27 protein-coding genes are annotated in these 24,358 nt (G+C 52.9%); 1 reads left to right on the forward strand and 26 read right to left on the reverse strand.

Annotated features, from left to right (window positions below; all coding sequences use genetic code 11):
- Positions 1–14 precede the first annotated feature (14 nt).
- From FZ040_RS05000 to FZ040_RS05100, 21 genes are all read right to left on the reverse strand, one after another.
- Positions 15–2,042: an LTA synthase family protein gene (locus FZ040_RS05000; protein WP_149170989.1), complete on the reverse strand. Its 2,028-nt coding sequence runs from the start codon at positions 2,040–2,042 to the stop codon at positions 15–17.
- A 17-nt stretch (positions 2,043–2,059) separates the two neighbouring features.
- On the reverse strand, positions 2,060–3,082 hold the full coding sequence (locus FZ040_RS05005; protein WP_149170990.1) for a glycosyltransferase family 9 protein: 1,023 nt from the start codon (positions 3,080–3,082) through the stop codon (positions 2,060–2,062).
- Between the two features lie 7 nt (positions 3,083–3,089).
- Positions 3,090–3,560: a D-glycero-beta-D-manno-heptose 1-phosphate adenylyltransferase gene (gene rfaE2, locus FZ040_RS05010; RefSeq protein ID WP_149170991.1), complete on the reverse strand. Its 471-nt coding sequence runs from the start codon at positions 3,558–3,560 to the stop codon at positions 3,090–3,092.
- A 1-nt stretch (position 3,561) separates the two neighbouring features.
- The gene (locus tag FZ040_RS05015; protein ID WP_149170992.1) at positions 3,562–4,551 is read right to left on the reverse strand and encodes a bifunctional heptose 7-phosphate kinase/heptose 1-phosphate adenyltransferase; all 990 of its coding nucleotides are present in this window, start codon (positions 4,549–4,551) and stop codon (positions 3,562–3,564) included.
- Positions 4,552–4,591: 40 nt separating this feature from the next.
- Positions 4,592–6,133 (reverse strand): LPS-assembly protein LptD, encoded by a 1,542-nt coding sequence (locus tag FZ040_RS05020; RefSeq protein ID WP_149170993.1) that lies wholly within the window; start codon positions 6,131–6,133, stop codon positions 4,592–4,594.
- A gap of 155 nt (positions 6,134–6,288) precedes the next feature.
- Positions 6,289–7,212, reverse strand: coding sequence for a hypothetical protein (locus FZ040_RS05025; protein ID WP_149170994.1), 924 nt, complete (start codon positions 7,210–7,212; stop codon positions 6,289–6,291).
- Positions 7,213–7,312: 100 nt separating this feature from the next.
- Entirely contained in the window at positions 7,313–8,245 is a 933-nt protein-coding gene (locus FZ040_RS05030; RefSeq protein WP_439653905.1) for a cation diffusion facilitator family transporter, read from the reverse strand.
- A gap of 52 nt (positions 8,246–8,297) precedes the next feature.
- Positions 8,298–8,765 carry a hypothetical protein gene (locus FZ040_RS05035; protein ID WP_149170996.1) on the reverse strand — a complete coding sequence of 156 codons (468 nt, stop codon included), beginning with the start codon at positions 8,763–8,765 and terminating at the stop codon, positions 8,298–8,300.
- A 93-nt stretch (positions 8,766–8,858) separates the two neighbouring features.
- A complete protein-coding gene (gene hypE / locus FZ040_RS05040; RefSeq protein ID WP_149170997.1) occupies positions 8,859–9,866 on the reverse strand; it encodes a hydrogenase expression/formation protein HypE in 1,008 nt (335 codons plus the stop codon).
- Positions 9,856–10,908 carry a hydrogenase formation protein HypD gene (hypD, locus tag FZ040_RS05045; RefSeq protein ID WP_255448764.1) on the reverse strand — a complete coding sequence of 351 codons (1,053 nt, stop codon included), beginning with the start codon at positions 10,906–10,908 and terminating at the stop codon, positions 9,856–9,858. Before hypD ends, hypE begins: the two co-directional genes overlap by 11 nt.
- A 49-nt stretch (positions 10,909–10,957) precedes the next feature.
- Entirely contained in the window at positions 10,958–11,215 is a 258-nt protein-coding gene (locus FZ040_RS05050) for a HypC/HybG/HupF family hydrogenase formation chaperone (RefSeq protein ID WP_149170999.1), read from the reverse strand.
- A gap of 1 nt (position 11,216) precedes the next feature.
- Positions 11,217–11,825 carry a HyaD/HybD family hydrogenase maturation endopeptidase gene (locus FZ040_RS05055; RefSeq protein WP_149171000.1) on the reverse strand — a complete coding sequence of 203 codons (609 nt, stop codon included), beginning with the start codon at positions 11,823–11,825 and terminating at the stop codon, positions 11,217–11,219.
- Positions 11,818–12,480 carry a hydrogenase nickel incorporation protein HypB gene (gene hypB / locus FZ040_RS05060; RefSeq protein ID WP_149171001.1) on the reverse strand — a complete coding sequence of 221 codons (663 nt, stop codon included), beginning with the start codon at positions 12,478–12,480 and terminating at the stop codon, positions 11,818–11,820. Before hypB ends, FZ040_RS05055 begins: the two co-directional genes overlap by 8 nt.
- A 1-nt stretch (position 12,481) precedes the next feature.
- Positions 12,482–12,823 carry a hydrogenase maturation nickel metallochaperone HypA gene (hypA, locus tag FZ040_RS05065; protein ID WP_149171002.1) on the reverse strand — a complete coding sequence of 114 codons (342 nt, stop codon included), beginning with the start codon at positions 12,821–12,823 and terminating at the stop codon, positions 12,482–12,484.
- Positions 12,824–12,923: 100 nt separating this feature from the next.
- A complete protein-coding gene (locus FZ040_RS05070) occupies positions 12,924–13,166 on the reverse strand; it encodes a hypothetical protein (RefSeq protein WP_033170425.1) in 243 nt (80 codons plus the stop codon).
- Positions 13,167–13,204: 38 nt separating this feature from the next.
- Entirely contained in the window at positions 13,205–13,906 is a 702-nt protein-coding gene (gene cybH / locus FZ040_RS05075; RefSeq protein WP_149171003.1) for a Ni/Fe-hydrogenase, b-type cytochrome subunit, read from the reverse strand.
- Positions 13,907–13,941: 35 nt separating this feature from the next.
- Complete coding sequence (locus tag FZ040_RS05080; protein WP_149171004.1) at positions 13,942–15,855, reverse strand: nickel-dependent hydrogenase large subunit; 1,914 nt, start codon at positions 15,853–15,855, stop codon at positions 13,942–13,944.
- Positions 15,856–16,950, reverse strand: a complete 1,095-nt coding sequence (locus tag FZ040_RS05085) for a hydrogenase small subunit (protein WP_033170422.1) — start codon at positions 16,948–16,950, stop codon at positions 15,856–15,858.
- 296 nt (positions 16,951–17,246) lie between these two features.
- On the reverse strand, positions 17,247–17,750 hold the full coding sequence (locus tag FZ040_RS05090; protein ID WP_149171005.1) for an NUDIX hydrolase: 504 nt from the start codon (positions 17,748–17,750) through the stop codon (positions 17,247–17,249).
- A 1-nt stretch (position 17,751) separates the two neighbouring features.
- Entirely contained in the window at positions 17,752–18,576 is an 825-nt protein-coding gene (larE, locus tag FZ040_RS05095) for an ATP-dependent sacrificial sulfur transferase LarE (RefSeq protein WP_149171006.1), read from the reverse strand.
- 23 nt (positions 18,577–18,599) lie between these two features.
- Positions 18,600–19,658: an FAD:protein FMN transferase gene (locus tag FZ040_RS05100; protein ID WP_149171007.1), complete on the reverse strand. Its 1,059-nt coding sequence runs from the start codon at positions 19,656–19,658 to the stop codon at positions 18,600–18,602.
- 316 nt (positions 19,659–19,974) lie between these two features.
- Here FZ040_RS05100 and FZ040_RS05105 point away from each other — a divergent pair, with 316 nt between their 5' ends.
- Positions 19,975–20,250 carry a hypothetical protein gene (locus FZ040_RS05105; RefSeq protein WP_149171008.1) on the forward strand — a complete coding sequence of 92 codons (276 nt, stop codon included), beginning with the start codon at positions 19,975–19,977 and terminating at the stop codon, positions 20,248–20,250.
- A 66-nt stretch (positions 20,251–20,316) separates the two neighbouring features.
- Here the strand turns inward: FZ040_RS05105 and FZ040_RS05110 are convergent, their stop codons facing one another.
- The 5 genes from FZ040_RS05110 to FZ040_RS05130 all read right to left on the reverse strand — a co-directional run bounded on the left by FZ040_RS05110 (position 20,317) and on the right by FZ040_RS05130 (position 24,155).
- The gene (locus FZ040_RS05110; RefSeq protein WP_149171009.1) at positions 20,317–20,847 is read right to left on the reverse strand and encodes a 2-oxoacid:acceptor oxidoreductase family protein; all 531 of its coding nucleotides are present in this window, start codon (positions 20,845–20,847) and stop codon (positions 20,317–20,319) included.
- Positions 20,844–21,668, reverse strand: coding sequence for a 2-oxoacid:ferredoxin oxidoreductase subunit beta (locus tag FZ040_RS05115; RefSeq protein ID WP_149171010.1), 825 nt, complete (start codon positions 21,666–21,668; stop codon positions 20,844–20,846). Before FZ040_RS05115 ends, FZ040_RS05110 begins: the two co-directional genes overlap by 4 nt.
- A 2-nt stretch (positions 21,669–21,670) precedes the next feature.
- Positions 21,671–22,813 (reverse strand): 2-oxoacid:acceptor oxidoreductase subunit alpha, encoded by a 1,143-nt coding sequence (locus tag FZ040_RS05120; protein WP_149171011.1) that lies wholly within the window; start codon positions 22,811–22,813, stop codon positions 21,671–21,673.
- A complete protein-coding gene (locus tag FZ040_RS05125) occupies positions 22,810–23,010 on the reverse strand; it encodes a 4Fe-4S dicluster domain-containing protein (protein ID WP_033170414.1) in 201 nt (66 codons plus the stop codon). Before FZ040_RS05125 ends, FZ040_RS05120 begins: the two co-directional genes overlap by 4 nt.
- Positions 23,011–23,288: 278 nt before the next feature.
- A complete protein-coding gene (locus FZ040_RS05130) occupies positions 23,289–24,155 on the reverse strand; it encodes a DMT family transporter (protein ID WP_149171012.1) in 867 nt (288 codons plus the stop codon).
- Between the last annotated feature and the right edge of the window lie 203 nt (positions 24,156–24,358).

Below are 24,358 nucleotides of genomic sequence, written 5' to 3' on the forward strand. Positions count from 1 at the left end.
AGATTCCTTCCCACTTAATTCATAGTTGTTCCTTTTTCGAGCAGCCACCAGGATAGCGTACGCATCATCGGCAGGTAGGTATCCAGCTGTGCGCGTCCGGCGGCAGCATCGCCACCAGCCACTCCCGGCAGGGATTCCGTCTGGTCATTTTCTACCTGTCCCATTACCTGATTGCTGAGCCAGTAGCCACGATTAAACGCCACTGGCGCCTCACCGATAGCCGGGGCAATCGCATGATAGGTGAACCCCTTCGGTGCAATGAGGTTGATGAGCGTCGGCGCAATCCCCGTATGCCCACCCACTGCATTGGCCGGCAAAATGTCTTTGGTCACGCCTTGCCCATACAGAACAAACGGCACGCTCTGGAACTCGAACATTGTCGGTTTGGGGCCAGGGTTCGTACGGACCGCATGGTCACCCGTGATGACAAACAAGCTGTCCGGGTATTTCGCCATGGTTTCGCGGACAAATTCTGTGACCACTTTGTCCATGTACCAATAATGCCCGATTTCTAAAGCCAGCGTATCCGGATCCGAGGCATCCGGGATGATTTCCTGCACCACGGCCTTCGCTTTCTCCAGATCAAAGCCTTCCGCTGCCACATCGACATTATACGGCGGATGGTTCGACGTCGTCATGATGAGATGCACCGTCGGCGGTTCATCCCCCAGGCTCTTTCCCAGTGCCGCAAACAAATTCCGGTCATTCGTTCCCCAAGTATTCGTCTTAGGCGCCTGGAAATCCGGATACCCATAGAAATGGTCGAACCCCTGCGCCAAGGCCAGCTTCCGGATATTATCCCAGGAAGGCGTACCACCATACCAGAAATCGACCTGATAACCCAGTTCTTTGAACTGCGGCGCCATCGCCGTCGGATAGACTTCCTTGAAGCTTCGCGGCTGGTAATTCGCCCGGACATTGACCTCTGACAGGCCGGTAATCATGCCCGTGATGGCGATAGAGGTAAAATCCCCATTGGGCATGAACGACTGCGTGTAATATCCCTGCGGAGCCTTGGCCAGGCTTTTGATTCCATCCGCCGCATGAAGCCGCTCATATTTTTCAAGCATTGGCCACTGCGCCCAGCTCTCACCAAGAATGATAAAGATGTGCTTCGGCTTAGCGATTTTCGCCCCCGGTGCCTGCCGCGTAATATACGGACGGATATCGTCCCCAACTGCCGCAGTGCCATTAAGCGCGGCCGCCTTTTCCGCCATTTCGCGGACCTGGTCTTTCTTGACGCCGTAAATGTCGCCGGCTTTCATCCGCTTTTCCGACTGGATGGCCCGATAGATGCCCTGCACGTCGTCCAAAATACATTCGTTGAGGAATTCATCCTTCGTGACACCGGCATTTTCCCAGTTGATGCCCGTCGCATAGTTGAAACCACCGCCAAAGCGGGTCACAAAGCCAAACGACACCGTTGCCAAAAACAGCACGAGCATCGTCAAGACCGGCCGCGTACGGACCATGTTCGGCAAGGCCAACGTCCCCATGCGCTCGAGCAGCACTTTTAGCATATACCAGCTCACCGCGGTAAGCGCAATGGCTATGGCCAGCCTCCATGGAAGCCCGTACTCCTGCACCATCATCATAAAGATCGCACTGCGGTCATCGTGAACGCCCTGCATGACCTGCAGTCCATACGTCATATGGAATTCTTCATAATAAGGAAACCGCGCTTCAAAAAGCACGGCCAGCAAAAACGAAGCGGCCGTACCAATCCCGAGGCGGATTTTCTCCCAGGACCAGCGCGGGTTCAAAATCCCCGGCAAAGTGACCAGCACAAAACTAAGCAAAGTGAAACCGCCGGCACTTTTGAGCGACAGCCGCAGCCCTGTCCAATTCGCCTGCAGGATGTCTCCTGTCCCCACATCGCTTCCCATGAAATTGGCCAACAATCCCATAAACGCGACACGGTAAAGGCAAAGCAAGAACAGCAGGAAGAAGAAGAGCTTCAAATCCTGCTGGATGTTGCGAAAATATTTTTCCAATCGCCCCTGCGGGCGATTTCCATTCGTATCATAGCGACTAATCCGCATCGATAATCTCCTTACCGTCAAATCGTCAGTAATTCCTTGATTTTCTCCTCAACCTGATTCACCTGGATATTGGCCAGGCAGTCGAGTTTTTTCGGGCAGGCCCGTTTCCAGCAGTACTTGCAGGAACGATCCACCTCGATGGCATTAGCAAGCTGCCCATAGGGGCCGTTGCGGTTGGCATCCGTCGGGCCCATGAGCATGATGGTTTTCGTGCCGACACCAGCTGAAAGATGGACAGGCCCCGTGTCACCGCCGATTACGAGCTGCGCATTCTGCAAGATATAGGTAAGCTGCTTGAAATTCGTACTGCCTACCAGATTGATTGGCGGTATTTCTGTCTTGGCACAGATTTCTGCCGCGCGCTGCTCATCGACAACACCGCCGCCCACGATGACAGGTATCAGCCGCTGGTCATAAAGCCAGTCGCTGAGTGCGGCGAAGTTCTCCACCGGCCAGCGTTTATTCGGCCAGTTGGCGCCGATGGCAAAAACCACATAGGGATTTTCCATATTGGCACCAGCCTGGCTGAAAATCCGGCGGGTCAAATCCGCCTCGCGTTCCGGCACTTCGAGCGGGAATACCACCTTGTCCACGCGGCAGCCGATGGCCCGGGCTACATCGAGATAACGCTCGACGATATGGCCCTCTGCATTAGGCCCGATGACCGGTTTTGATATCTTATCGCTGAACTCGCGCATGTTGCACATGCCAAGCTTTACCGGCGCCTGTCCAAGGCGGGCAATTGCCGCCGATTTGAAGAGCCCCTGCAAATCCAGCACGGCATCGTAACGGCGCTGCTGGATTTTTCGCTTGAGCGGGCCATAATTTGCCAGAAAACCGCCCAGCGATTTGAATTTTTTCTTTTCGAAAACGATGATTTCATCGATGTAGGGATTCATCGTCAACAGGTCGTAAGCCGGCGGCTCTACAACCCAGGTCAAATGCGCATCGGGATATGTTTCCTTGATGGCATGCGCTACCGGCAATGCATGAATGACATCGCCGATGGCACTTAATTTCACTACCAGTATATTTTTCATCGAGGCCTTAGTCCTCTCCCTGTTTAATCTTCTTGATGACATTCGTAGTCGAGCGTCCCTCGACCATGTTTACGAATTCGACTTTGCCGCCATAGCCCATGACAATTTTAGCTTCGGGCAGCGTATCGAGGGTGTAGTCGCCGCCCTTGACGTAGACATCCGGCTTGACCTTGGCAATCAAGTTTTCCGCTGTCTGCTCGCCAAACAGGACCACGTAGTCAACGGCCTTCAGTGCTCCTACGACCTTGGCGCGGTCCAATTCACTGTTGATCGGACGGCTCGGGCCCTTGTTGGCACGGACCGAAGCATCCGTATTGAGGCCCAGCACGAGGCAGTCGCCAAAGGAGCGGGCCTTCTCGAGGTAAGTAACATGGCCGGCATGCAAAATGTCAAAACAGCCATTGGTAAAGACGACTTTTTTGCCTCCTTTGCGAAGCACTTCGCAAAAAGCGGCGATATCGTCAGTGGAAATCAGCATATCATTTCTCCAATACTTTTTTCAGTTCATCTTTGCTAACCGTACTCGTTCCGAGTTTGCGGACGGCAATTCCGCTGGCGATATTGGAAAGCTCGGCCGCTCTTGCCGGCTCCACCCCTGCCGAAAGCGCCAGAATGACCGTAGCCACGCAGGTATCACCAGCACCGGATACATCGAATACTTCACTCTTGTCGGATACGGGGATGTTGTGAATCGCCCCATCTTTTTCGAGCAGCACCATGCCAAGTTCGCCGCGCGTTACGAGAACGCCATCGGCGTCGAGTTCTTCGAGGAGCTCCTGACCGGCCGCATAGATATCCTCCTCCGTCGGCAGTTCCCTGCCAACAGCCGCCGCAATCTCGGCGTCGTTCTGCTTGACATAGCCGATGTCTTTGAAGCGGTGGATGTCATAGCGCGAATCGACGATACTCGGGATATCATGGGCCCGGCAGAAACTTATGAGCTGCTGCTGTATCTTCGGCGTCACCGTACCCGAGCCGTAATCGCTGATAACGACACCGTCGATATCCGGCAGCAGGTTCTCAATATACTGCATGATTTCCGACTCGAACGCCGGTGTCATCGGCGCATCGCTCTCCTTATCGATGCGCACAATCTGCTGGCTGACCGTTGCGCGGCCGCCAGCAATGACGCGCGTCTTGGAAATCGTCGGACGCTTCTCATCGCAGAAAAGGCCATCGGTATTGGCGCCGTTTTTCTCCAGCGCTGCCTTGAGGCCGCGCGCCGCGTTGTCGAGGCCGAGCAGGCCAACGGCAAAGACATTGCCGCCCAGCGTGGCCACATTGTTGACGACATTGGCCGCACCACCGGCGACGATTTTTTCGCCAGCCTGCTGCAAAACGAGGACCGGCGCTTCCCGGGAAATGCGGGAGATGCGCCCATCGAGGTATATATCGGCAACCATATCACCAATAACCAGGATATTCTTTCCCTGTATTTCTTCCAAAACAGGTTCCAGTTCTTTTTTCATCGTTATAAATCCTTCTTTGAACTAGTCTCACCGCCGCCGATTACCACGGATTGAACTGCCAGCGGACGCTCCAGCGGTTGGTCATCGACTTGTAGCGCAGGATGATGTCCGAGCAGTGCAGGCTGTGGAACCAGTAATAGTCGACGTTCTTCCATTTGCTGTGGTCGAGGTCGTACTTGGTGCCAACGGCCAGACGATTCCGGTCATCGATGCGATAGCTGAAACCGCTCTGCAATTTCTTGCTGAAATCATCGGTATCATAGTTGAACAGTGAATTCTGAGCGTTCTTCTTGTCGTAATGATAGCCCGCATAAGCGGCCCAACGGTCGTTGAAGTCCTTGGTCAATACAGCCGAGCCCTTCATGCCCGATACCTTGGAATCATCATAAGACTCATGCGTGATGGTATAGCCCGTATTGAGATAGAGCGTATAGCGATGGAATTTAATCGGGTCATAGCCAAGGCCTGCCCCGTACTCGCCATGGTTGCTGTGGATTCCGCTTTCATACCAGCGCCCGTATTCGCCGCCGACATTGTAGGTGAAATGCGTGCCGGCCAGATGGTCGCTGTAATTTAAGAAATACGACGGTTCTTTCTTGAGCCACTTGTCGTCATCGTCTTCAAAATAGCCATACTTCACGCCCGTGCGCAGATAGCCATTGTTGAAGGTCAGGTCGTAGTTGCTGCGCCAGCCGTCAGCTGTAGTTACCAATACATTGGCATTCGCGCTCAGATTTTTCTGCAGCGGGAACTCCAAATCCCACTTAAGGTATAATTTATCGTCGTTGTTATAACCGATGCGCGGCAGGAAGTTTTCTTTGCCCGATGCGCCCGGCGTGATATCCTTCTCATAGTGCTTGCGCGAAAAAATCGGCGTTCCCTTGAGATAGAGTTTTACCTTGTCCATCATCATCTTCTTCTGCGGATAGATGGTGATTTTCTTGGCGGCGAAATGATAATCCGGTTTCTTGGCACTGCACTCCGTCTCCGTGGCATCATAGGCCACCATATGGTCCGGATAGAACTCAAAGCGCTTGGCCGTGATGTAATGCGCATCAGCCCTGCCCTTGACATCCACCATCGAACCGGTCTTCTTGCCATAGTTATAGTGCGCCTTATAGCCGTCGAGCGTAATCCGCATCTGTCCCGGCGTCATCTGCAGGACATGGGCCTTTTCCGGAATCTCGATATCCTGGGTCTTCACGTTGCCCGTGACGTTCTCGCCCTGGAAGCGATGTGCGTCCAGCTGCAGGATATCGACCTTGCCCTTGGCGATAAAACTGCCATCGCGTTCATCGTAGGTGAGGTCATCGCCCTCAAAGGCCACCGGCGACGGCTGCGTCTTATCAAGCGGATGGCGCAGATGCTTCTCCATTGCCTTGGCATCGGCCAGCAGTTTTTTCTGCTCGTCCGTCAGACGGTTCTTGCGCGCCTGGCGATGTTCATTTTCAATGTAATCGAGGACCTGAATGCCCGTATCCGAATCGGCATGATAATCCTTAGCCGATACCGTGCCGGAAGCTGCTGGCAGCACCACTGCCGCCGCCATAAGTCCGGCCAGGATTTTCTTCTCTTTATTCATCAAAAGGTACTCCTTCTGTAAACGCAATTAAAAATCGGCAAACCACTTTCTATTATAACGCCATTATTCCCGTTTTGCCAACGGCAAAACCTCACCGCCCGGCGAAAACGATAAAGCCTTCCTCAACGAGGAAGGCTGAAAACTTTTATTTGGTTTTACTGAGCCGTCGTCGCAACACCGTAGAGAACCGTGTCCGACTTCGTCTGCACGTAGAATTCCGTACCTTCCGGCAGTTCGATATTCTTACCGTTGATGAAAGCACCGCCGATAATGCCGATTGGTCCCAGCACCGCAATGCCGGCCAGGCTGGCACCAGCAGCCATGGCGAGGTTCTTCATTTCCTTCTGGGATTCCTCACCGATGAGCGTCTCAACATAGGTGCCATCAATTGCCTTCGTCTTCTTGAAGTCAATCTGTACTTCGGCGTTGCGGCCGAAGTTCTTGGCCTGTTTTACTTTCGTGACAACGCCCTCGCCCGGCTCGCCTTTGGCAAAGACCAGACGGTTGTTGACGATTACATCGCTTGCCACCTGGAAGCGGACCGTGTCGCCCTTCTTGAGCTCTTTGGAATTTACCGGATCAACCAGTGCCACCTTGATAAGCGTATTGGCCGGCACCTCTACCTGTGCAATCGGCAGCGTTGCCGTGCCGAAGGACACTTTGGACAATTCCGTGATACGCTTCTGATACGTTCCCTCCGACGTCTTGCCGCCAATGGTCATCTCCATATCGGCAATGCGTTTTTCTACGGAATTCATGCTGACCTTGTGGTCGACATTCCATTCGATAGCATTGAGGTCGGCCATGACCGACGTCTTGCCGTTATTGGTATAAAGCTCGTCGTAAATAGCATCAACGCGGGCCATCATGCTGCCCGTACGATGCGTTCCATTGTAATCTTTCTCCAGTTTATTGATGCGGTCAGTCAGCGCGCCAGTCTGCTCCGTACCATAGGTGTCTTTCTCAATTGCTGCCAGTTTATCCTGGACTGTTGCCGGCGTTGCGGCGGCGGCCATACTCACCGACGATGCCAGCATAATCGTGCTAAGGAATGCACTGCACAGTTTACGGAATTTCATGAACAATCTCCTCCGTTTCATTTTTTGACTTTGTCTACCATTGTACCATAAATTTTCTTGGATTACTTGAAATCCTGCTGAAATACTGATTAAGAGATTCTTATTCTTCTGTCCGCCGCTGTGAATCTTCGTAGTGACTCGATTTCGTCTCCGGATTATGCGAACCAGCCGGCTCGGGATGAATCAGAATATCAAACGTTCCGAGCTCTTCGCGAATCTTTTCTTCCAATTCATCACAGACCGCATGGACGCGCGAAAGGTGCATATTGCCATCAAAGAGCACATGAACGTCAAGCAATTTATAGGAACCAGACTTGCGCGTGCGCAGGCAGTGGCAGCTCTCTACCTCAGGAACGCTCTCGATAATCTTTACGATGTGGTCCTCCTGCTCCTCCGGCAGGCTGGCATCGGTGAGTTCCATCGCTGATTCACTCACCATGCGCCAGCCAGCCCGGAAGATAATTCCGGCCACAAAGATGGCAATGACCGAGTCGAGCCAGGCCCAGCCCGTAAGCTGCATGAGTGCGAGACCGACGAGAACGCCTACCGATGTCCAGACATCCGACTGCAAATGCAGGCCATCAGCTTCTAACGCCTGCGATCCGGTGAGTTTGGCCACATAAATCAAGCGCCGCGACACCAGCACATTGACCAGGATGGATACGACCATGATAGCGATACCATATTCCAGGAACTCTGGCACTGCCGCCTCCTGGAATTTCAGCACCGATTCGTAAAGGATACCGCCCGCGGCGGCAACAATAAGCAGCGCTTCGACGGCAGCCGAGAGGTTTTCGAATTTTCCATGACCGTAATCATGCTCTTCATCTGGCGGTACCAGCGACTTTTTTATCGCCCAAAACGCGATAAGTGCCGCCACTAAATCCACGCCGGAATGCAGGGCCTCCGATATCAAACTCACAGCGCCGACATAGATACCAACGATTAGTTTCAAGATTACCAGCATCGTGTTGGATATAATCGAAAAATACGCGGTACGCTTTTTTAATCCTGCATGTTCCATCATAATCATCCCTCTTTATACGATAAGCCTTCCTCTGTGGAGGAAGGCTGTCATTTCCGTGTTATTTTTTCTGCTCATAAATGAAGTCTACAATTTCCCGGTAGGCAGACTCAGGGCCATATTTCATCACCATCTGCGGAGTATCACTTTTCTCCAGCTGCTTGCGCGTATCGTACTGCTGGGTCTTCGACGCCAGGACCTGATATTCACTGCGGGCCGGGTCGAACTTCACATATTGAAGATAGCGCCGGTTGGTATACGCCTTGACGATAGCAATGCGCGCTGTAATAATCTCGCGGGTCTCCTCCTGCGGCGGCAAAATCACCGGCGGCTTGGCCGGGTCGGCCGACGGAATGGGGTTTGGGTAAACCGTCTCGGTAACCTCCGAAAAAGCGATGGAATTCACATCGACATAATAGCCGGTGCCACCGTCCGCATCGACAAACTGCATATTCTCCTCCGCCTGGCAAATGCTGCTGATCAGCAGCATTGCCAGCAGGCAAAGCGGTAAAAAGCGTTTTATTTGCATCGGATTCGCTTCCTTTTATAACCATACTGTTTAAACGGTTACTATTATAATGTAGGACCCCCGCCGGCGCAAGCAATTTAACCGAATTCTAAATCAGCAGATGCGCGGAACGATATTCCCCAGCGGCATATCGACCACGCGGATGCCGCCGATAGCCGTGCGCAAACCGACCTGCCCCTTGGCCGACTCCGTGACCTCGCCGATGATGCGCGCATCGCGGCCGTATTTGTTCTGCTTCATAACATCCAATACCGTGTCAGCTTTATCCGCTGGCACAAATGCCACGCACTTGCCCTCATTGGCCAGATAGAGCGGGTCGAAACCGAGGATATCGCAAACACCCTGCACTTCCTCATGAATCGGCAAAGCCTCTTCGTCGATAAGAATGCCGCAATCTGAAGCCTCTGCAATCTCATTGAGGACTGCGGCTACGCCGCCACGGGTCGGATCGCGAAGCACTGCAATATCGGGTGCCGCCTCAAGCATTGCCTTGGTCATGTGACAAAGCGGTGCACAGTCCGTCTTGATGGTATCCGGCAGCGTAAGGCCATGACGGCCAGCCAGGATTGCCGCCGCATGGTCACCGATATAGCCTGAGAGGATGACCTTCATGCCAGGCTTGACGTTTTTCGGCGAGATATGCGTACCGCGAATGACATCGCCGATACCGGCCGTGTTGATAAAGATGCCATCGGCTTTGCCCTTCTCGACGACCTTCGTATCACCCGTGACGATATAGATGCCCGCCTCGTCGGCCATCTGGCGCATCGTCGCGAGGATTTCCTTGAGGTCTTTCACCGGAAAGCCTTCCTCGATGATGAGACCGGCCGAAATATAGCGCGGAATCGCGCCCGTCATCGCCAGGTCATTGACCGTGCCGCAGACTGCGAGCTTGCCGATATTGCCGCCCGCAAAGAACAGCGGCTGCACGACATACGAATCCGTCGTAAAGGCCACCTGCCCGCCCATTTGCACCTGTGCTCCATCGTGAAGCTCATTGAGCAATGGATTGCCATAAGCCGGCAGAATAACTTCCTCCATGAGTTCCTGGCTCAACTTGCCGCCGGCACCATGCGCCAGCGTTACTTTATCACTTACCATATTCGAATCTCCCCTGACCATATTTATACCAGGCGGCACAAACACCCTCAACCGAAACCATGCAGGGTCCGATAGCATGTGTCGGCACACAGGCCTTGCCAAACAGCGGGCACTCTTTCGGCGTCACGATGCCGCGAAGCACTTCGCCGCAGCGGCAAGCCGTCTTTTTCGGTGCTGGAAGCTCTACCGCCGCCAACGGCATGACCTGTTCAATGTCGTAGGCCTTGTATGTTTCTCTCATGCGAAGGCCCGAAAGCGGCACAATGCCCATGCCGCGCCACCCCGTATCCGCAGGCTCATAGACCGTATCCGTAATGCGCTGGGACACCGGATTGCCCTCAGGCCGCACGACATCCTCATACTCATTTTCTACTTTGGCCTCACCATTTGCCACCTGTTTGACCAGGCGATAAAGGGCACGCAAAATCTGCAGTGGTTCAAATCCGGTGACCACTCCCGGCACATGGTATTTTTCTACAATAGGCTCGTAAATGCCAGTTCCTGTTACCACCGAAACATGCCCCGGCAGAATAAAGCCATCCACATGTACCTGCTCGTCATTAAGCAGCACTTCCATAACCGGCGGCACCAGTTTATGCGCAGAGAGCATAAAGAGATTCTTAATCCCCTGCTGCTCCGCAGCCAGCACCGTAGCCGCCGCCGTCGGCGCCGTCGTCTCAAAGCCAACGGCCAGGAATACGACCTTCTTGTCCGGATTATCCTTCGCCACCGGAATGGAATCCATCGGTGAATAGACGATGCGGATGTCCGCCCCATTCGTCTTGGCTTCGCCCAGGCTGGACTTCGTACCAGGGACTTTCAGCATATCGCCAAACGTCGTGATGATGACATCGGGATGCTGCGCATAGGCGATGGCCTTGTCCATATAATCATCCGGCGTCACGCAGACCGGACACCCCGGACCCGAAACGAGCTCCACATTATCCGGCAGCAGCTGGCGGATACCCGCCCGGAAAATCGCGACCGTATGCGTTCCGCAGACCTCCATAAATCGCAGTTTGCGGCCCGTCTTATCGGCCATTGCCTTTATCTCTTTGACCAGCCGTTGGGCCAGTTCGCGTTCTTCCTTCTTAGTCATGAGCAGCCGACTCCTCAATCGTATCGACGGTTCGCGGCGCACCATTCATTTCTGCCAGCAGGGCGTTGTTTTCCTCCGCATCCTTCTCGTCGACAATCTGCATGGCAAACCCTGCATGTACGAGAACGAAATCGCCAGGCTTTGCCTCTGGCAGCAGCATCATCGAAACCTCGCGGCTGACACCGGAAATCTCTACTTTACCAATGGCATTTTCTATTTCTAGCACTTTTGCTGGTACTGCAAGACACATATTACCGCTCCTTATCTTTCGTCCGGATAGCCTCTTCTGCTACCACGCCAAAATCCATCGCATCCGGAACCTCTTTTTTCTTTGGCTCAATCCCCCAGGCCCGAAGCTCTGCCAAGGCCTTTTCCACGACCTGGGGCAGCAGTTTCTGCATGCCCTCGGACAGTTCCACCCCGGCCTCCAGGTCATAAGGCTGCGCGCCCATAACGATGACTTCTGGTATCTTATGCCCCGTTACCGTAAGCAGTCCGAGGACATCCTGAATCCCCACTTCATGCGCAGACAGTTTATCCTGGAAATGCTCCATGACATTATCATTGTGGAAACAAAACAGCGTTCCCGGTTCGGCCCCGCCATTGATCGAGTCAATGACCAGCAGTTTATCCGTTCCGGTTATATACTGGGTAAGTTCGATTCCAAGCGTACCGCCATCGACGAGCTGGACATTTTCAGGAAACTCATAATGCGCATCGAGGTATTCCACCACGCGCACGCCAAAGCCCTCGTCGCGCAGAATTACATTGCCCACCCCAAGAATCGTTACTTCCGACCGGTGCAGGACGTTGTCGATGCTCGAAACATGCTCCGAGCCATTACCAAATACATCAGCCATTTTTCTTCTCCGCTACTTTTTTCTTCAGCCAGTCACACCACTCATCAATGCCCTGCCCGGTCGTGCAGGAAATCTCCAGCACCTTCATGCCGGGATGGAGCGTCGTGATGTCCTCTTTGGCCGACTCCATATTGAAATTGCAGTACGGCAGGATATCGACTTTGTTCAGCATGGCAATGGCTGATTCCTTGAAGATAAGCGGATATTTCAGTGGTTTATCGTCACCTTCGGTAATCGAAAGCACGACGGCCTTATCATCTTCGCCGACGGCAAACTCGGCCGGGCAGACCAGATTGCCGACATTCTCGACAATCAAGAGGTCCAGGTTGTCAAGATCCATCTGCTGGGCGACTTTCTGCACCATCGGCGCATCCAAATGACAGCCGCCAGCGGTATTGATTTGGATGACGGGAACGCCATGACGTTCGATGCGGTCCGCATCCTTGCTCGTAAAAAGGTCGCCCTCGATAACGGCCATCTTAAGCTCGTCTTTAAGCTTTTCCATCGTCTTTTCGAGCACCGATGTCTTGCCGGCTCCCGGCGAGCCCATCAGATTGACGACGTATACCCCCTTGGCGGCAAACATCGCCTGATTTTCCGCCGCAATGCGGTCGTTTTCCCCCAAAATATTTTTCATGACCTGAATCTCTGCCATGTCAGTCCACCTCCAAATACTCTACCTTCATTTCGCGTCCCGAAATCGTCGTAAGGACACCATCCTTACATTCCGGACACCAGAAATCATAATGCTCAATGTGGAATTCCTTGCCACACTTGCTGCATTTTCCCATAAGGGGCACATCCTTGATGACGAGCTTTGCCCCCTCGGCAATCGTCCCCTTCACCAGCATATCAAACGAAAACCGCAGGGATTCCTGCTCCACACCAGACATCTCGCCGATGAGCAGTCCGACTTCGGCTATCCGCTTGGCTTCGTTTTGTTTGGCATAATCCAGGGCAATATCTAAGATGCCCTCCGCCAGCGCCATTTCATGCATAGTTTTTCCTCCTGCACCTCAAGGCCTCCTGCAGCCTATCTGTACATAACAAAGGGACCGCCGCATTATAGCAGCGGTCCCCCTCATACTAACGCATCAATTACAAAGCAGCCTCAAGACCACGTGCGCTGAATACACCGATGATATCCATAAGCTTTGTCTTGGCCGGTGCATAATCTACCACCGTTTCGCCATCATGTGCATGGATATGGACAAAGAGCACGCCCGGAAGGCCCAGCAGAGCTTTCTCAACCTCTTTGGCGTTTTCTTCCGTATAGCCTTTTACAAAGAACTGGAGACGCGTATTGCCATTCGTCTCACCACAGCCGCATTCTTTACACATAATCTGATTCTCCTTTTGTCTGACTGATTGGTTACGTTTTATTTTGCCTCTTTCGGTGGCTCTACCTCATTGGCATCCTTCGGAACATGCTCCAGGAATTTCACCCCAGAGAACATGGAAGATGCCTCGCCTTCGGCCTCCATGATATCTGCCCGCAGTACCATGTAGACATGACCGATGGCAAAGAGGATGATGAGCCAGGCAACGATGTGATGTACCCAATGGGTCATCATCTCACCGCCCAGGACTACATTGACCCAGCCGAAAAGCAGGCCGCCGATTTCCGACGGCTCCGTCATGTAGTACATCGCAAATCCCGTGAGGATTTCTACCAGTACCATTGCGTAGAGGCCGGCATACGAAGAACGTGCCAGCGGATTACGCAAAAACGGCGCATGACTCGGTTTCAAAAGCATGTAGTGGAGTGCTACGTCAATCGTCTCACTGTAAAAGTGACCTTCCCATACGCGCGGGAAAAGGCGGTCACCCTTGTTCACGATGAAGCCATAGATGCGCAGGATAAACGCTGCACAGAAGGCAAACGCCGCGATAAAGTGGATATTTCTTACCCAGTCCATGGACATGGATGTGTAGGTCGGTTCAATGCCCAGCACAGTCACCGGTTTGGTAACCAGCAGTCCCGTGATGAACAGCACGACGATAGCCAGCACCATGATCCAATGGAAAATCCGCAAATACGGACTGAACAGGTAGTAGATTTTACGCTTTTCTTCTTTCATTCTACTGTTCCCTTCCTTTCCATCCGGTATCCGGCTTATTTCTCAACGTGCGTGCCAGAATACGGATCCGTGGTGATGACGTTTATCTTCTCGCCTTTCGCATTGAACATATGCGTTGCACAAGCCATGCACGGGTCGAAGGAACGGACGACCTTGACAATCTCGAGCGGCTTGTCCGGAACCTTGACCTGTGTGTCCATCATAGCCATCTCATAAGCGCCGTGGCCAGCCTTATCATCACGCGGGCAAGCACTCCAGGTCGTCGGAACGATGCACTGGTAGTTGTCCGTCTTGCCATCCTTGATGGCAATATAGTGGGACAGTGCCCCGCGCGGAGCCTCGTAGATGCCAACGCCTTCGCACTCTTTCGGCCAAGTTGACGGGTCCCATTTCTCGTTGCTCGCGACTTTCGTATCGCCAGTCTTGAGGTTGGCAATGAGCTTGTCGAAGAAGTACTTGTTGATCTCGGCAGCCAGCTGGCAGTCGAGTGCACGGGCAGCCGTACGGCCGACCATCGTCGGGAGCCAGACTTCCGGAGCCAGGCCGAGGACCTTCGATACGGCATCGATCTGATCCATCATCATTTTCTCCGCCCAAGTCAGCTCGCCGAGCAAGCCCTTCTTAGCCTTGACATAGATAATGATATAGCGGGCCAGCGGACCGACCTCGCAGAGCTTGCCATTCCATTTCGGCGTCTTGAGCCAGGAGTACTTGCCCGTCTCATTGAGAGCCTTCCACTCGGTAGCCGAGCCCTCTTTCGGCCCCGTGTATTTCGGCGAGGTGACGCCATCCCACGGGTTCAGTGCAGCTTCGCTCTTAGCCGGATACTCGTACCAAGAGTGATCGACGCTCTCGGTAAATACCTTGCGGTCCGCAAAATCCTCGCCATTGACCTCGGTGACTTTGCAGCCAGCGAGCCCCTTACCGAAGTCTTCAACAACACCATTGCAGCGGATCAGCAGGTTCTTGAAGAAGCCACCGTTCTTCGTGCCGCTGAACGGCTCTTCCGGATAAGCACCATAGCCGAGCACGCAGGTCTTGGCCATACCACCGCCATCGACACGGCCAGCTTTGACGTAAGCAGAGCCGATCGCCAGAAGATCCGGCAGATAATAGTTGTTGACCAGTGAACGGCCCATGTTGATAGCACGATCGACGATGTCGAGGCGGGCCGTATTGACCGGTGCATTGCCGTCCTCCAGCGAGATGGAGCACGGCATACCGCCGACAACATAGTGCGGATGCGGGTTCTTGCCGCCGAAGATGACGTGCGGCGTAACCAGCTCACGCTGCTTGTCGAGCATCTCGAGATAGTGAGCTACAGCCAGGAGATGAACCTCTGGCGGCAGCAGTTTGTAATCCGGATGGTCCCACCAATTTGCCGAGAAAATGCCGAGCTGGCCGCTCTCGACAATAGCCTTGACCTTTTCCTGGATCTGCGCAAAATACTGCGGCGTGGCAGCCGGGAAATCATGCTCAAAAGCCTCCGTTACCGACGTGCCCGGAGCACGGAAGGGAAGCTTATAGGTATTCAAGACAGTATTCTGCAGGTTAGCGGTAGCAATGGGGTCAGCGGCAGCTGCCTCCAGCGGACTTACCCAGTCCAGGGCATGCAGATGGTAAAAATGGACAATGTGGTCCTGTACCGTCAGCGTAGCTGCCATGATGTTGCGGATATAATGAGCGTTCTTCGGAATCGTGATGCCCAGAGCATCCTCCACCGCACGGACAGCTCCCAAGGCATGGGCCGTCGTGCAAACGCCGCAAATGCGCTGGATATATGCCCAAGCATCACGCGGATCACGGTCCTTCATGACGAGCTCAAGACCGCGCCATGCTGTACCGGACGAAAGGGCATCGGTTACCTTGCCCGTTGCTTCATCTACCTGAACCTCAACACGAAGATGACCTTCGATACGGGTTACCGGATCTACTACTACGTGTTTCATTTATTCTTCACCTGCTCCCTCGTTCTTCTTTTCATCAGCAATGCGTTTTTTCTTCTGAACAACGCTTGCCGCGGCATGACCGGCGACACCGACTGCCGTAGCGGCAGCCATGACAGCACCGATCTGATCGACATCACCGATTGGCTGGCCGAATTTCGGCAGACGCTCGGTCATCGCACCATCATCCCAGAAGTGCGCGTTGGAGCAGCCGATGCACGGAGCACCGGACTGGATGGGGTAGCTCATGCCCTGGAACCAGCGCAGATTGCCGCAGGAGTTATACGTCTCCGGACCGCGGCAGCCCAGCTTGTAGAGGCACCAGCCAGCCTTAGCGCCAGCATCATCAAAGCTTTCTGCAAACATGCCGGCATCAAAGAACGGACGGCGATAGCAAGTATCATGAATACGGTTGCCATAGAACTGTTTCGGACGGCCTTCGCCATCAAGGGGCGGAACCGTCCCAAACAGGGCGATATGCATGACGACACCCGTCATGACTTCCGGAATCGGCGGGCAGCCCGGAACATTTACCACCGGCGTGCCGCCAGTGAAATACCCGATCCCCGAAGATCCCGTCGGATTTGGTTTTGCAGCCTGGATACCGCCAGATACGGCACAGGTGCCATACGCGATAACTGCTTTCGCATTCTGAGCCGCATGCTGAAGCAGATGCGTGAAGGTGTGTCCGCCGGACATGCAGTATACCCCGTTGTCCTTCGTGCAGGCAGCACCCTCAACGCAAAGGATATAGTTTCCTTTGTACTTCTCAATAGTCTCCTCAAGATGCGCTTCAAACGGAGCACCGGATGCAGCGCTCAGCAGATGGTCATACTCCAGAGCAATCTGGCTCAATACCAAGTCAGATGCCAGCGGTGCACCGGAACGGATGAACGATTCATCACACCCCGTGCACTCATGACCATGAATCCAAACGACTACCGGCAGCGGTTTCTGTTCCGCAGCCTCAACGACCTTCGATACCTGATCTGTGCTGAGTCCCATCAGAGACGTCAGCGCGACGCAGCTCTTGACGAACGTGCGGCGGCTCATGCCTTTTTTGAGATATAAATCCCACATACTCTCCCGTTTGTCCACTTTTTTACCTCCTCATTATTATCCGTATGGATACTTGCATATAGAATCCCTCAGACTGATGGCTCAATATCAGCCGGCAGAAGGTACCCAACAAGATACTTCCATTATACGCTCATAAAAAATAAAAAACTACAATTAAAGTCACATGCATGTATAGATATTACTAATAAGGGTATAGGAAAAAAGATTAACCCTCCCTAGGGGATTCATACTTGTCTTATTTTCTTTCGCCATCCAGGGGAAATTTTCCTGCTTACAGCAATAAGAAATAGAAAAAAACGCAGCTAAAAAATAACTCAATTCATCGCAGAAATCATCGTTTTCCAATCAACCGCCCTGCCATCCAAAAGAACTTCCTCCAGAGATTCCCCCACATAGCGAAGCTTCAGCGAGAAAAAGTCCGAGCGCGTTTCGAGCAAGCGGAAGAAAATCTTGTCTCCCTCCCAAACGGGAAGTTCATAAACCTTGCGCTTGTCAATCCATTCCAAAGTCCCTTCATCACATTCCCCGATTTCCCCTTCGAAGCCCGTGGCCGTATAGAGAAACATATACTCGGTCTGCCAGCGGTCCGAAATAAAGGTGATGATGCCGCGCAATTTATAATCGGTCAGCTCGAGACTCGTTTCTTCCCGGCACTCGCGCAGCAGACATTCCTCCGGACATTCATCCGCTTCAAAATGACCGCCAATGCCGACCCATTTGTCCTTGTTGATGTCCTTTTCCTTTTTCACACGGTGCATCATCAGATACTTTCCCGCGCGTTCGATATAACAAAGCGTGGTCTGATTGCTTTTTGCCAACTTATTTTCCCCCGATTTTCAAACTCTCATTCATGCTGCCCGTCCGATAGCCCTGCATATCCATGGTTACATAGTCAAAGCCGATTTTTTGGAAGGCGGCCACGATTTCACGCCGGATTTCCGGCTCCATAAAACGGCCGATTTCATCCGGCAGCAATTCAATCCGGGCAAGATTGCCATGGCGGCGCACACGGAACTGCCGGACGCCCTTGCTCATGAGATATTCCTCCGCCCGGTTGACCTCCAGCAGTTTCTCCGCCGAAAGTTCCTCCCCATAGACGAATCGCGATGCCAGGCAGGCAAACGACGGCTTATTCCAGGTAGGCAGCCCCATTTCTTCCGAAAGGCTGCGGATATCCTGTTTTCCCATACCGGCATGGTAAAGCGGGCTTTTTATCGCCAGTTCCTGAAGTGCCCGCCGTCCCGGCCGGTAGTCGCCGTCATCATCGCGATTAGAGCCATCCACCACAAAATTCAGCCCATTTTGCCCGGCCAGCTCCTTAAACTGGCTAAACAGTGCATGCTTGCAGCGATAGCAGCGGTCTTCGGGATTCATGCGAATGCCGTCAAGGGCCAGCACATCAAAGTTTTTTATGATATGGCGCACGCCTTCTTGTTGTGCAAACGCCTTTGCTTCCTCCACATCGCGATCCGGCACAAACACCGACGAAGCGGTAACCGCCACGCACTTCTCCCCAAGGGTCTCATGGGCCACCCGCAGCAGGAACGTCGAGTCCACACCGCCGGAAAACGCCACCATCACGCTGCCCAATTCCCGCAAATATGCTTTTAAATTCACTAATTTCTCGTACAAATTGTTATCCATGTTTTCCTCTTTCTTTTCCATCGTCATTCAGCCAGCGAAAAATCCTGCTGGACCTGCTGCAGCATCTCATCAAAACCATGCGCGGTTCTAAGCTGCAGGCGGCGGTCGCAAATCATGCCGCGTACTTCTGTCGGCAATTTTCCCAAGAAGGCCTTTCCTTCTTCCGGTCCTAAGACAAAGACCGCCGTCGTCAGCAAATCCGAAATCATACCAGCATCCGGCAAACTGCCATCTACAACAATCGTATCGCTGACAGCACCGCTATTGGCCGGCCGGCCCGTCCGCGGGTCAAGGATATGATGGTAGCGGACGCCAGCCTGTTCAAAAAAGCGCTCATAATCTCCCGAGGTGGATAAGGCCGCATTGGATAGTTCCACTACCCCCAAGCGGCTTTCTTTGTCCTCACTTCGCGGATGGCGGATGCCCACGCGCCAGCTTCCACCTTTGGTATTTTTCCCCAGCGCGTAAATCGAACTTGCGCCAAGATTTATGAGGCCATCTCTGATGCCGTATTGCTCATAAATCTTGCGCACCTCATCGGCGGCAAAGCCCTTGGCTATCCCACCGAGGTCAAGGCTCATTCCCGGTTCCCGCAGCCGGGCGCACTTCGTTTCCGGATCTAGCTCCAATTTCTGCCAGCCGGTTTTCGCCTTTGCCTGTGCCAGTTCAGTCTCCGTGGGAACTTTTGCCTTGTCCGTTCCTATCCCCCATAGTTCTACGAGCGGCCCGGCCGTCACATCCCAAGCACCATCGCTGATCCGGCTGTATTCCTGCGATACCTCGAGCATGTGGAAGACTTCCGGGTGAAGCGGAATCCACGCACCGTTACCCGCGGCATCTGCCAATTTTTTCAGGTCACTATTCTCTCCGTGTAGGCTGGCCATCCCATCGATTTCCTGAAGCCTCACGATGCTTTCCCGCACGGCAGCATCGGCCTTTTCGCCAACCGCCGTCAGCGTCACCACGGTATCCATGACCATGACCGTCTTCTGAACGGGTTCTTTTCTCCCACAGCCCGTCAATAAAACGGTCCCCATCACCAGCAGCAAAACGATACCTGCCGCCAGCCAAAGTTTCCGCATAGCCGCCCACCTCCTAATAAATCATTATTTTTATTATAACGCCATTGTTCAAATTTTGCCGCAGGCAAAAAATTCTTCTTAGCGTTTCAACGAGGCAGGAGTTTTTTCCTCATCGCCTCCCCTTACGTTCACGGCCCCAGCTATAGCGCCGACAGAACATCTTATTCCGAGTTATAACGCCATTGTTCAAATTTTGCCGCATGCAAAATATTCCTCTTAAAAAGAATCTTTTTCTCATGACAAAAAGTGGCAGGAATTTTCGCACAACGAGCGAAATATTAATAGTATCATAATAAACAATAAGGGAAGTGATGATATGAATATTCGCCTGCACGCTGACAAATTAGCTTATTTTTTTATCGCCTTTGCGATTTATCTTTTGATTCGCGCTTTTGCTACGGCACTCATGATTCCGCTCGTCAACGTACTGCTCTATGTTTCTATCGCTACATCACTTCTTGCCAGCAACGTTCCTCGTGTCATTGACATCCCGTTGCATTACGCGTACCCGATACGTTGCGTCGAATTCTTCACCTTCGGCATCGCCATCGTCTGCTTTATCGTGCTTTGCCTGAAACACATTTGGATATAATAGCTAACAAGTAAAAGCCACCCCGTTGACCTGACTACATCAACGGGGTGGCTTTTTTACTATCCTTTATGCCTTGGCCGCGGCATCCCAGCCTACCTGCAAAGCTTTCATATTCTGTTCTACCGTATGCGGCGGGACACGCCCCGCCACCGATTTCTTAATCGTATCGAACGACACGATGCCCGTCAGATGCACCAACGCCCCCAGCGCTACGATGTTCGCAAAGAGCGGCTTTCCGACCTCTTCAATGGCCAGCTTTGTAATTGGTATGCGGACTACCTGCGGAAAATCCGGCGTTTCCGGAACCAGGCTGTCATCTAACACCAAGAGCCCTTTCGGATTAAGGTCATGATAATATTTATCCGCCGCCTTCTGCGTCATCGCCAGCACCAAATCCGGCACCAATACATGCGGATGGAAGATTTTGCCATCATCGATGATTACCTCAGACTTCGAGGCACCGCCGCGTGCTTCCGGTCCATAGGACTGGGACTGGACGGCTTCTTTTCCTTCCATAACCGCCGCCTCTGCCAAAATGATAGCTGCCGTAATAACGCCCTGTCCGCCGGAACCGGATAATCTCAGCTGTTTTCTCATTTTGCTGCACCTCCTGCCCGCTCGATGACCTGGTCATAGGCCGTATCATAATCCATCGCTTCTGCCTTGTAGAAGCAGCCGATGGGGAACTTCTCGCCGGTCTTTTTCTCCTCCGGCAGCTTGTCCCAGGCCGCTTTCATTACGGCATTATCGCGCATCCACATCATCATATTGGCCGGACTGCCCATTTTATTCTTGCGGCCATACGCCGTCGGGCACTGAACCAGTGCCTCGATGAACGAAAAGCCCTTATTGTCAAAACCATCGGCAATCATATCGACCAGATGCTTCTCATGGAAAGCCGTCGAACGGGCGACATAAGTTGCCCCGGCTGCCTCCGCCAGGTGGCAGGCATCAAACGGACGGTCAACCGAACCATACGGAGCCGTGGTAGCCTTTTTCCCCAGCGGCGTCATCGGTGAAGCCTGACCACCAGTCATACCGTAAATGTTGTTGTTAAAGAGCACTACCGTGAGGTCAATATTGCGGCGGCAGCCGTGAATGAAGTGATTGCCGCCAATCGCCGTGCAGTCACCATCACCAGTGATGACTACGACATTGAGGTCAGGATTGGCCAGCTTGATTCCCGTTGCAAACGGAATAGCACGGCCATGGGCCGTATGCAGCGTATCAAAATCCATATAGCCCGAAGCACGGGACGAGCAGCCAATACCAGAAACAATAACAGTGTTATCCTGGGACAAGCCCTTCTTCTCAATCGCCTGTACAATCGCCTTCATGGCAATTCCATTGCCGCAGCCCGGGCACCAGAGGTGCGGGAGACGGTTTTGACGGAAATATTTTTCGTAACTTCTCTCCATGATTATGCCTCCCCGCAAAGTGCATCGATGCCAGCTTCAATCTCAGCCGGCTCAAAAGCCTTCATATTGTATTTGCCGCAAAGCTCTACCTTGCACTGCCCATTGGCTGCCCGGCGAACTTCATGGACAACCTGGCCGTAGTTGAGCTCTGCCACCATAATCCCTTTGACTTTAGCTGCCAGCCGCTCAATCGCTTTATCGGCAAACGGCCAGATGGTCATAAGGCGGAGAAGGCCGACCTTCTGCCCCTTCTTGCGGGCATTCTGTACCGCTTCATAGGCCGTACGGGCCGTACCGCCAAAGGATACAACGGCATACTCCGCATCATCCATAAAGTATTCTTCCGTATGGATGATTTCCTCCCCAACACGGGCAATTTTCTCGTGCAGGCGTTGAATCGATTTTTCCGTAACTTCCGGACTGCCCACCGGGAAACCCGTATCATCATGGATAAGGCCCGTCACATGGATGCGATAGCCCGTACCAAAATCAGCAACATTCGGCACGAGGTCTTCATCCGGGGCAAAGGGCTGATAACCCTCCGCCCGGGTCTTCTTCGGCGCACGGCGCGGATAGAGCTCGAGCTCGCTCGCCTCCGGCAGTTCTACCTTTTCACGCAGATGGCCGACCACCTCGTCCATCAGCAAAACGACCGGCGTACGGAAGCGTTCCGCATAGTTGACTGCCATGACCGTTGCATCATATGTCTCACGGACACTCCACGGCGAAAGGGCAATAACCGGATGGTCACCATGCGTTCCCCAGCGGGTCTGCATGACATCGCCCTGCGACGGTGCCGTAGGCTGGCCGGTGGAGGGACCGACGCGCTGAACATTTACTAGTACGCAGGGAATCTCAGCACAAGCCGCATAGCCAATGAGCTCCTGCTTCAGCGAAAAGCCCGGACCGGAAGTAGCATCCATCGCTTTCTGTCCGGCAAGCGATGCCCCGAGAATAGCCCCCATGCTGGCTATTTCATCTTCCATCTGGACGAACTTGCCACCAACTTTCGGCAGCAGTTTTGCCATAGTCTCCGCCACCTCGGTGGACGGCGTAATCGGATACCCCGCGAAGAAACGGACCCCAGCGGCAATAGCACCTTCCGCGCAAGCCTCATTTCCCTGCATCAATCTTGCCTTGCTCATGCTTCTGCCCCCTTATCCACAAAAATCGCATAATCCGGGCAGCGTAATTCACACTGACCACAAGCGATGCATGCATCGCCATTTGCTACCTGCACCTTGCCGAGCTCATCGAGCGCCAGCACCTGTTTGGGACAAAACGCAACGCAAATTCCACAGCCTTTGCATCTGCCCATCTTGATGGTGATTTCTGACTTCATCGGGGTCCCTCCTAGTAACAACACACCATTAGGTCAATCAATACACTAATATGCCATAAATATATAGAAACTATATATATTTGCAATATACTTTTACATCATAGCAGATAGTCGTATAAAAATCCAGCTTTTATGTAAATTAAATATATGTATAAAAAAAACAGCATTCTTTTTTATATTGATTTCCACCAGCCCAAAAACAGCTATCATCCTGCCATATAAAAAAGGAGTTCGCCACAAGCGGACGAACTCCTTTTTGTTTTTTATAGAAAGACAAATCATGCTTCCACAGTCTGTTTTTTTCCTACCCGGCCCGACAAAATGACACCGGTAAGCACCAGCACCGCACCGATGAAACTGCTCAGGCTGAACGGCTCGTGAAGATAAATAACACCAATCATAGCCGCAAAAACCGGCTCGAGGCAAAAGAGAATCCCCACCCGCTCGGCCGAAGTGTACTTCTGAGCCACCATCTGAGCGATAAAGCCAAAAGCCGAACAAACGAGACCAAGATACAGCATCCCAAACCAACCGGAACCACCAGCCGGCATAGCCGGCGGCTCCAGCAGCAGCGAGAGCAAAAGGCCCCAGAATCCTGCCACCCCGAACTGGATGACGCCAAGCGGCAGCGGGTCAAGCCGCGTAAGCAGACGGCTCATATAGCAAACCTGCCCGGCATTGATCAATGCCCCCACCAGGCACAACACATCGCCAGGATTGACATGCAGCCCATCGTGCAGCGTCAAAAAGCCAATTCCGGCAACGGAAATTGCCGATGTTCCTACCACTCCGCGCTGAAGCGGACGATGGTAAACAAATTTTTCCACAAAGGGGATGAACACGACCATCAAACTCGTAATAAAGCCCGCATTCGACGTAGTTGTCGACTCCAGCCCGATAACCATGGCACTAAAGGACACCACGACCACCGAACCGATGATAAAGCCGGCTTTCAGCAAATCCCAGCCAACAGACCGCCAGGCCTTCCCCAGGAAAACAGCGGAGGCGGCAAATGCAATGAGGAAACGATATGCGACCAGGGTAAACGGGCCAATAGAAGCCAGCCCTTCCTTCATAAATAAATAAGAGGATCCCCAGCAAAAAGTTACCAATAACATGAGCATCTCTGCACGTTTCGTATTCATTCAGAAATCTCCATCTTTCTTACCAAATCTAATCTTGCCAGCCAGCCTTTCCCCAACGGAAAAACAGCGCCGACAAGACTAGATTTTAACAGAAAGGCCTGCCGTTGGCTACACTTTCCCAAAATTTTGGTGAACACTATTACAAATACCTTTTCCAAATTTATCTTGGATAAAATAAAAACAATGACTATATCATGTTATAA

It is taken from the genome of Pseudoselenomonas ruminis, assembly GCF_008271295.1.
Taxonomy (GTDB): Bacteria; Bacillota; Negativicutes; order Selenomonadales; family Selenomonadaceae; genus Selenomonas_A; species Selenomonas_A ruminis.

Excerpts from the sequence above, each read along its gene's own strand:
- hypE (WP_149170997.1), bottom strand. The coding sequence starts at position 9,866 with ATGGTAAGTGATAAAGTAACGCTGGCGCATGGTGCCGGCGGCAAGTTG.
- FZ040_RS05030 (WP_439653905.1), bottom strand. The coding sequence starts at position 8,245 with ATGATTATGATGGAACATGCAGGATTAAAAAAGCGTACCGCGTATTTT.
- FZ040_RS05005 (WP_149170990.1), bottom strand. The coding sequence starts at position 3,082 with ATGAAAAATATACTGGTAGTGAAATTAAGTGCCATCGGCGATGTCATT.
- FZ040_RS05035 (WP_149170996.1), bottom strand. The coding sequence starts at position 8,765 with ATGCAAATAAAACGCTTTTTACCGCTTTGCCTGCTGGCAATGCTGCTG.
- larE (WP_149171006.1), bottom strand. The coding sequence starts at position 18,576 with ATGGATAACAATTTGTACGAGAAATTAGTGAATTTAAAAGCATATTTG.
- FZ040_RS05120 (WP_149171011.1), bottom strand. The coding sequence starts at position 22,813 with ATGAGCAAGGCAAGATTGATGCAGGGAAATGAGGCTTGCGCGGAAGGT.
- FZ040_RS05105 (WP_149171008.1), top strand. The coding sequence starts at position 19,975 with ATGAATATTCGCCTGCACGCTGACAAATTAGCTTATTTTTTTATCGCC.
- FZ040_RS05130 (WP_149171012.1), bottom strand. The coding sequence starts at position 24,155 with ATGAATACGAAACGTGCAGAGATGCTCATGTTATTGGTAACTTTTTGC.
- FZ040_RS05080 (WP_149171004.1), bottom strand. The coding sequence starts at position 15,855 with ATGAAACACGTAGTAGTAGATCCGGTAACCCGTATCGAAGGTCATCTT.
- FZ040_RS05125 (WP_033170414.1), bottom strand. The coding sequence starts at position 23,010 with ATGAAGTCAGAAATCACCATCAAGATGGGCAGATGCAAAGGCTGTGGA.
- cybH (WP_149171003.1), bottom strand. The coding sequence starts at position 13,906 with ATGAAAGAAGAAAAGCGTAAAATCTACTACCTGTTCAGTCCGTATTTG.
- hypB (WP_149171001.1), bottom strand. The coding sequence starts at position 12,480 with ATGGCAGAGATTCAGGTCATGAAAAATATTTTGGGGGAAAACGACCGC.
- FZ040_RS05015 (WP_149170992.1), bottom strand. The coding sequence starts at position 4,551 with ATGAAAAAAGAACTGGAACCTGTTTTGGAAGAAATACAGGGAAAGAAT.
- hypD (WP_255448764.1), bottom strand. The coding sequence starts at position 10,908 with ATGGCCGATAAGACGGGCCGCAAACTGCGATTTATGGAGGTCTGCGGA.
- FZ040_RS05050 (WP_149170999.1), bottom strand. The coding sequence starts at position 11,215 with ATGTGTCTTGCAGTACCAGCAAAAGTGCTAGAAATAGAAAATGCCATT.
- rfaE2 (WP_149170991.1), bottom strand. The coding sequence starts at position 3,560 with ATGCTGATTTCCACTGACGATATCGCCGCTTTTTGCGAAGTGCTTCGC.
- FZ040_RS05000 (WP_149170989.1), bottom strand. The coding sequence starts at position 2,042 with ATGCGGATTAGTCGCTATGATACGAATGGAAATCGCCCGCAGGGGCGA.
- hypA (WP_149171002.1), bottom strand. The coding sequence starts at position 12,823 with ATGCATGAAATGGCGCTGGCGGAGGGCATCTTAGATATTGCCCTGGAT.
- FZ040_RS05025 (WP_149170994.1), bottom strand. The coding sequence starts at position 7,212 with ATGAAATTCCGTAAACTGTGCAGTGCATTCCTTAGCACGATTATGCTG.
- FZ040_RS05020 (WP_149170993.1), bottom strand. The coding sequence starts at position 6,133 with ATGAATAAAGAGAAGAAAATCCTGGCCGGACTTATGGCGGCGGCAGTG.
- FZ040_RS05055 (WP_149171000.1), bottom strand. The coding sequence starts at position 11,825 with ATGGCTGATGTATTTGGTAATGGCTCGGAGCATGTTTCGAGCATCGAC.
- FZ040_RS05115 (WP_149171010.1), bottom strand. The coding sequence starts at position 21,668 with ATGGAGAGAAGTTACGAAAAATATTTCCGTCAAAACCGTCTCCCGCAC.
- FZ040_RS05110 (WP_149171009.1), bottom strand. The coding sequence starts at position 20,847 with ATGAGAAAACAGCTGAGATTATCCGGTTCCGGCGGACAGGGCGTTATT.
- FZ040_RS05070 (WP_033170425.1), bottom strand. The coding sequence starts at position 13,166 with ATGTGTAAAGAATGCGGCTGTGGTGAGACGAATGGCAATACGCGTCTC.
- FZ040_RS05100 (WP_149171007.1), bottom strand. The coding sequence starts at position 19,658 with ATGCGGAAACTTTGGCTGGCGGCAGGTATCGTTTTGCTGCTGGTGATG.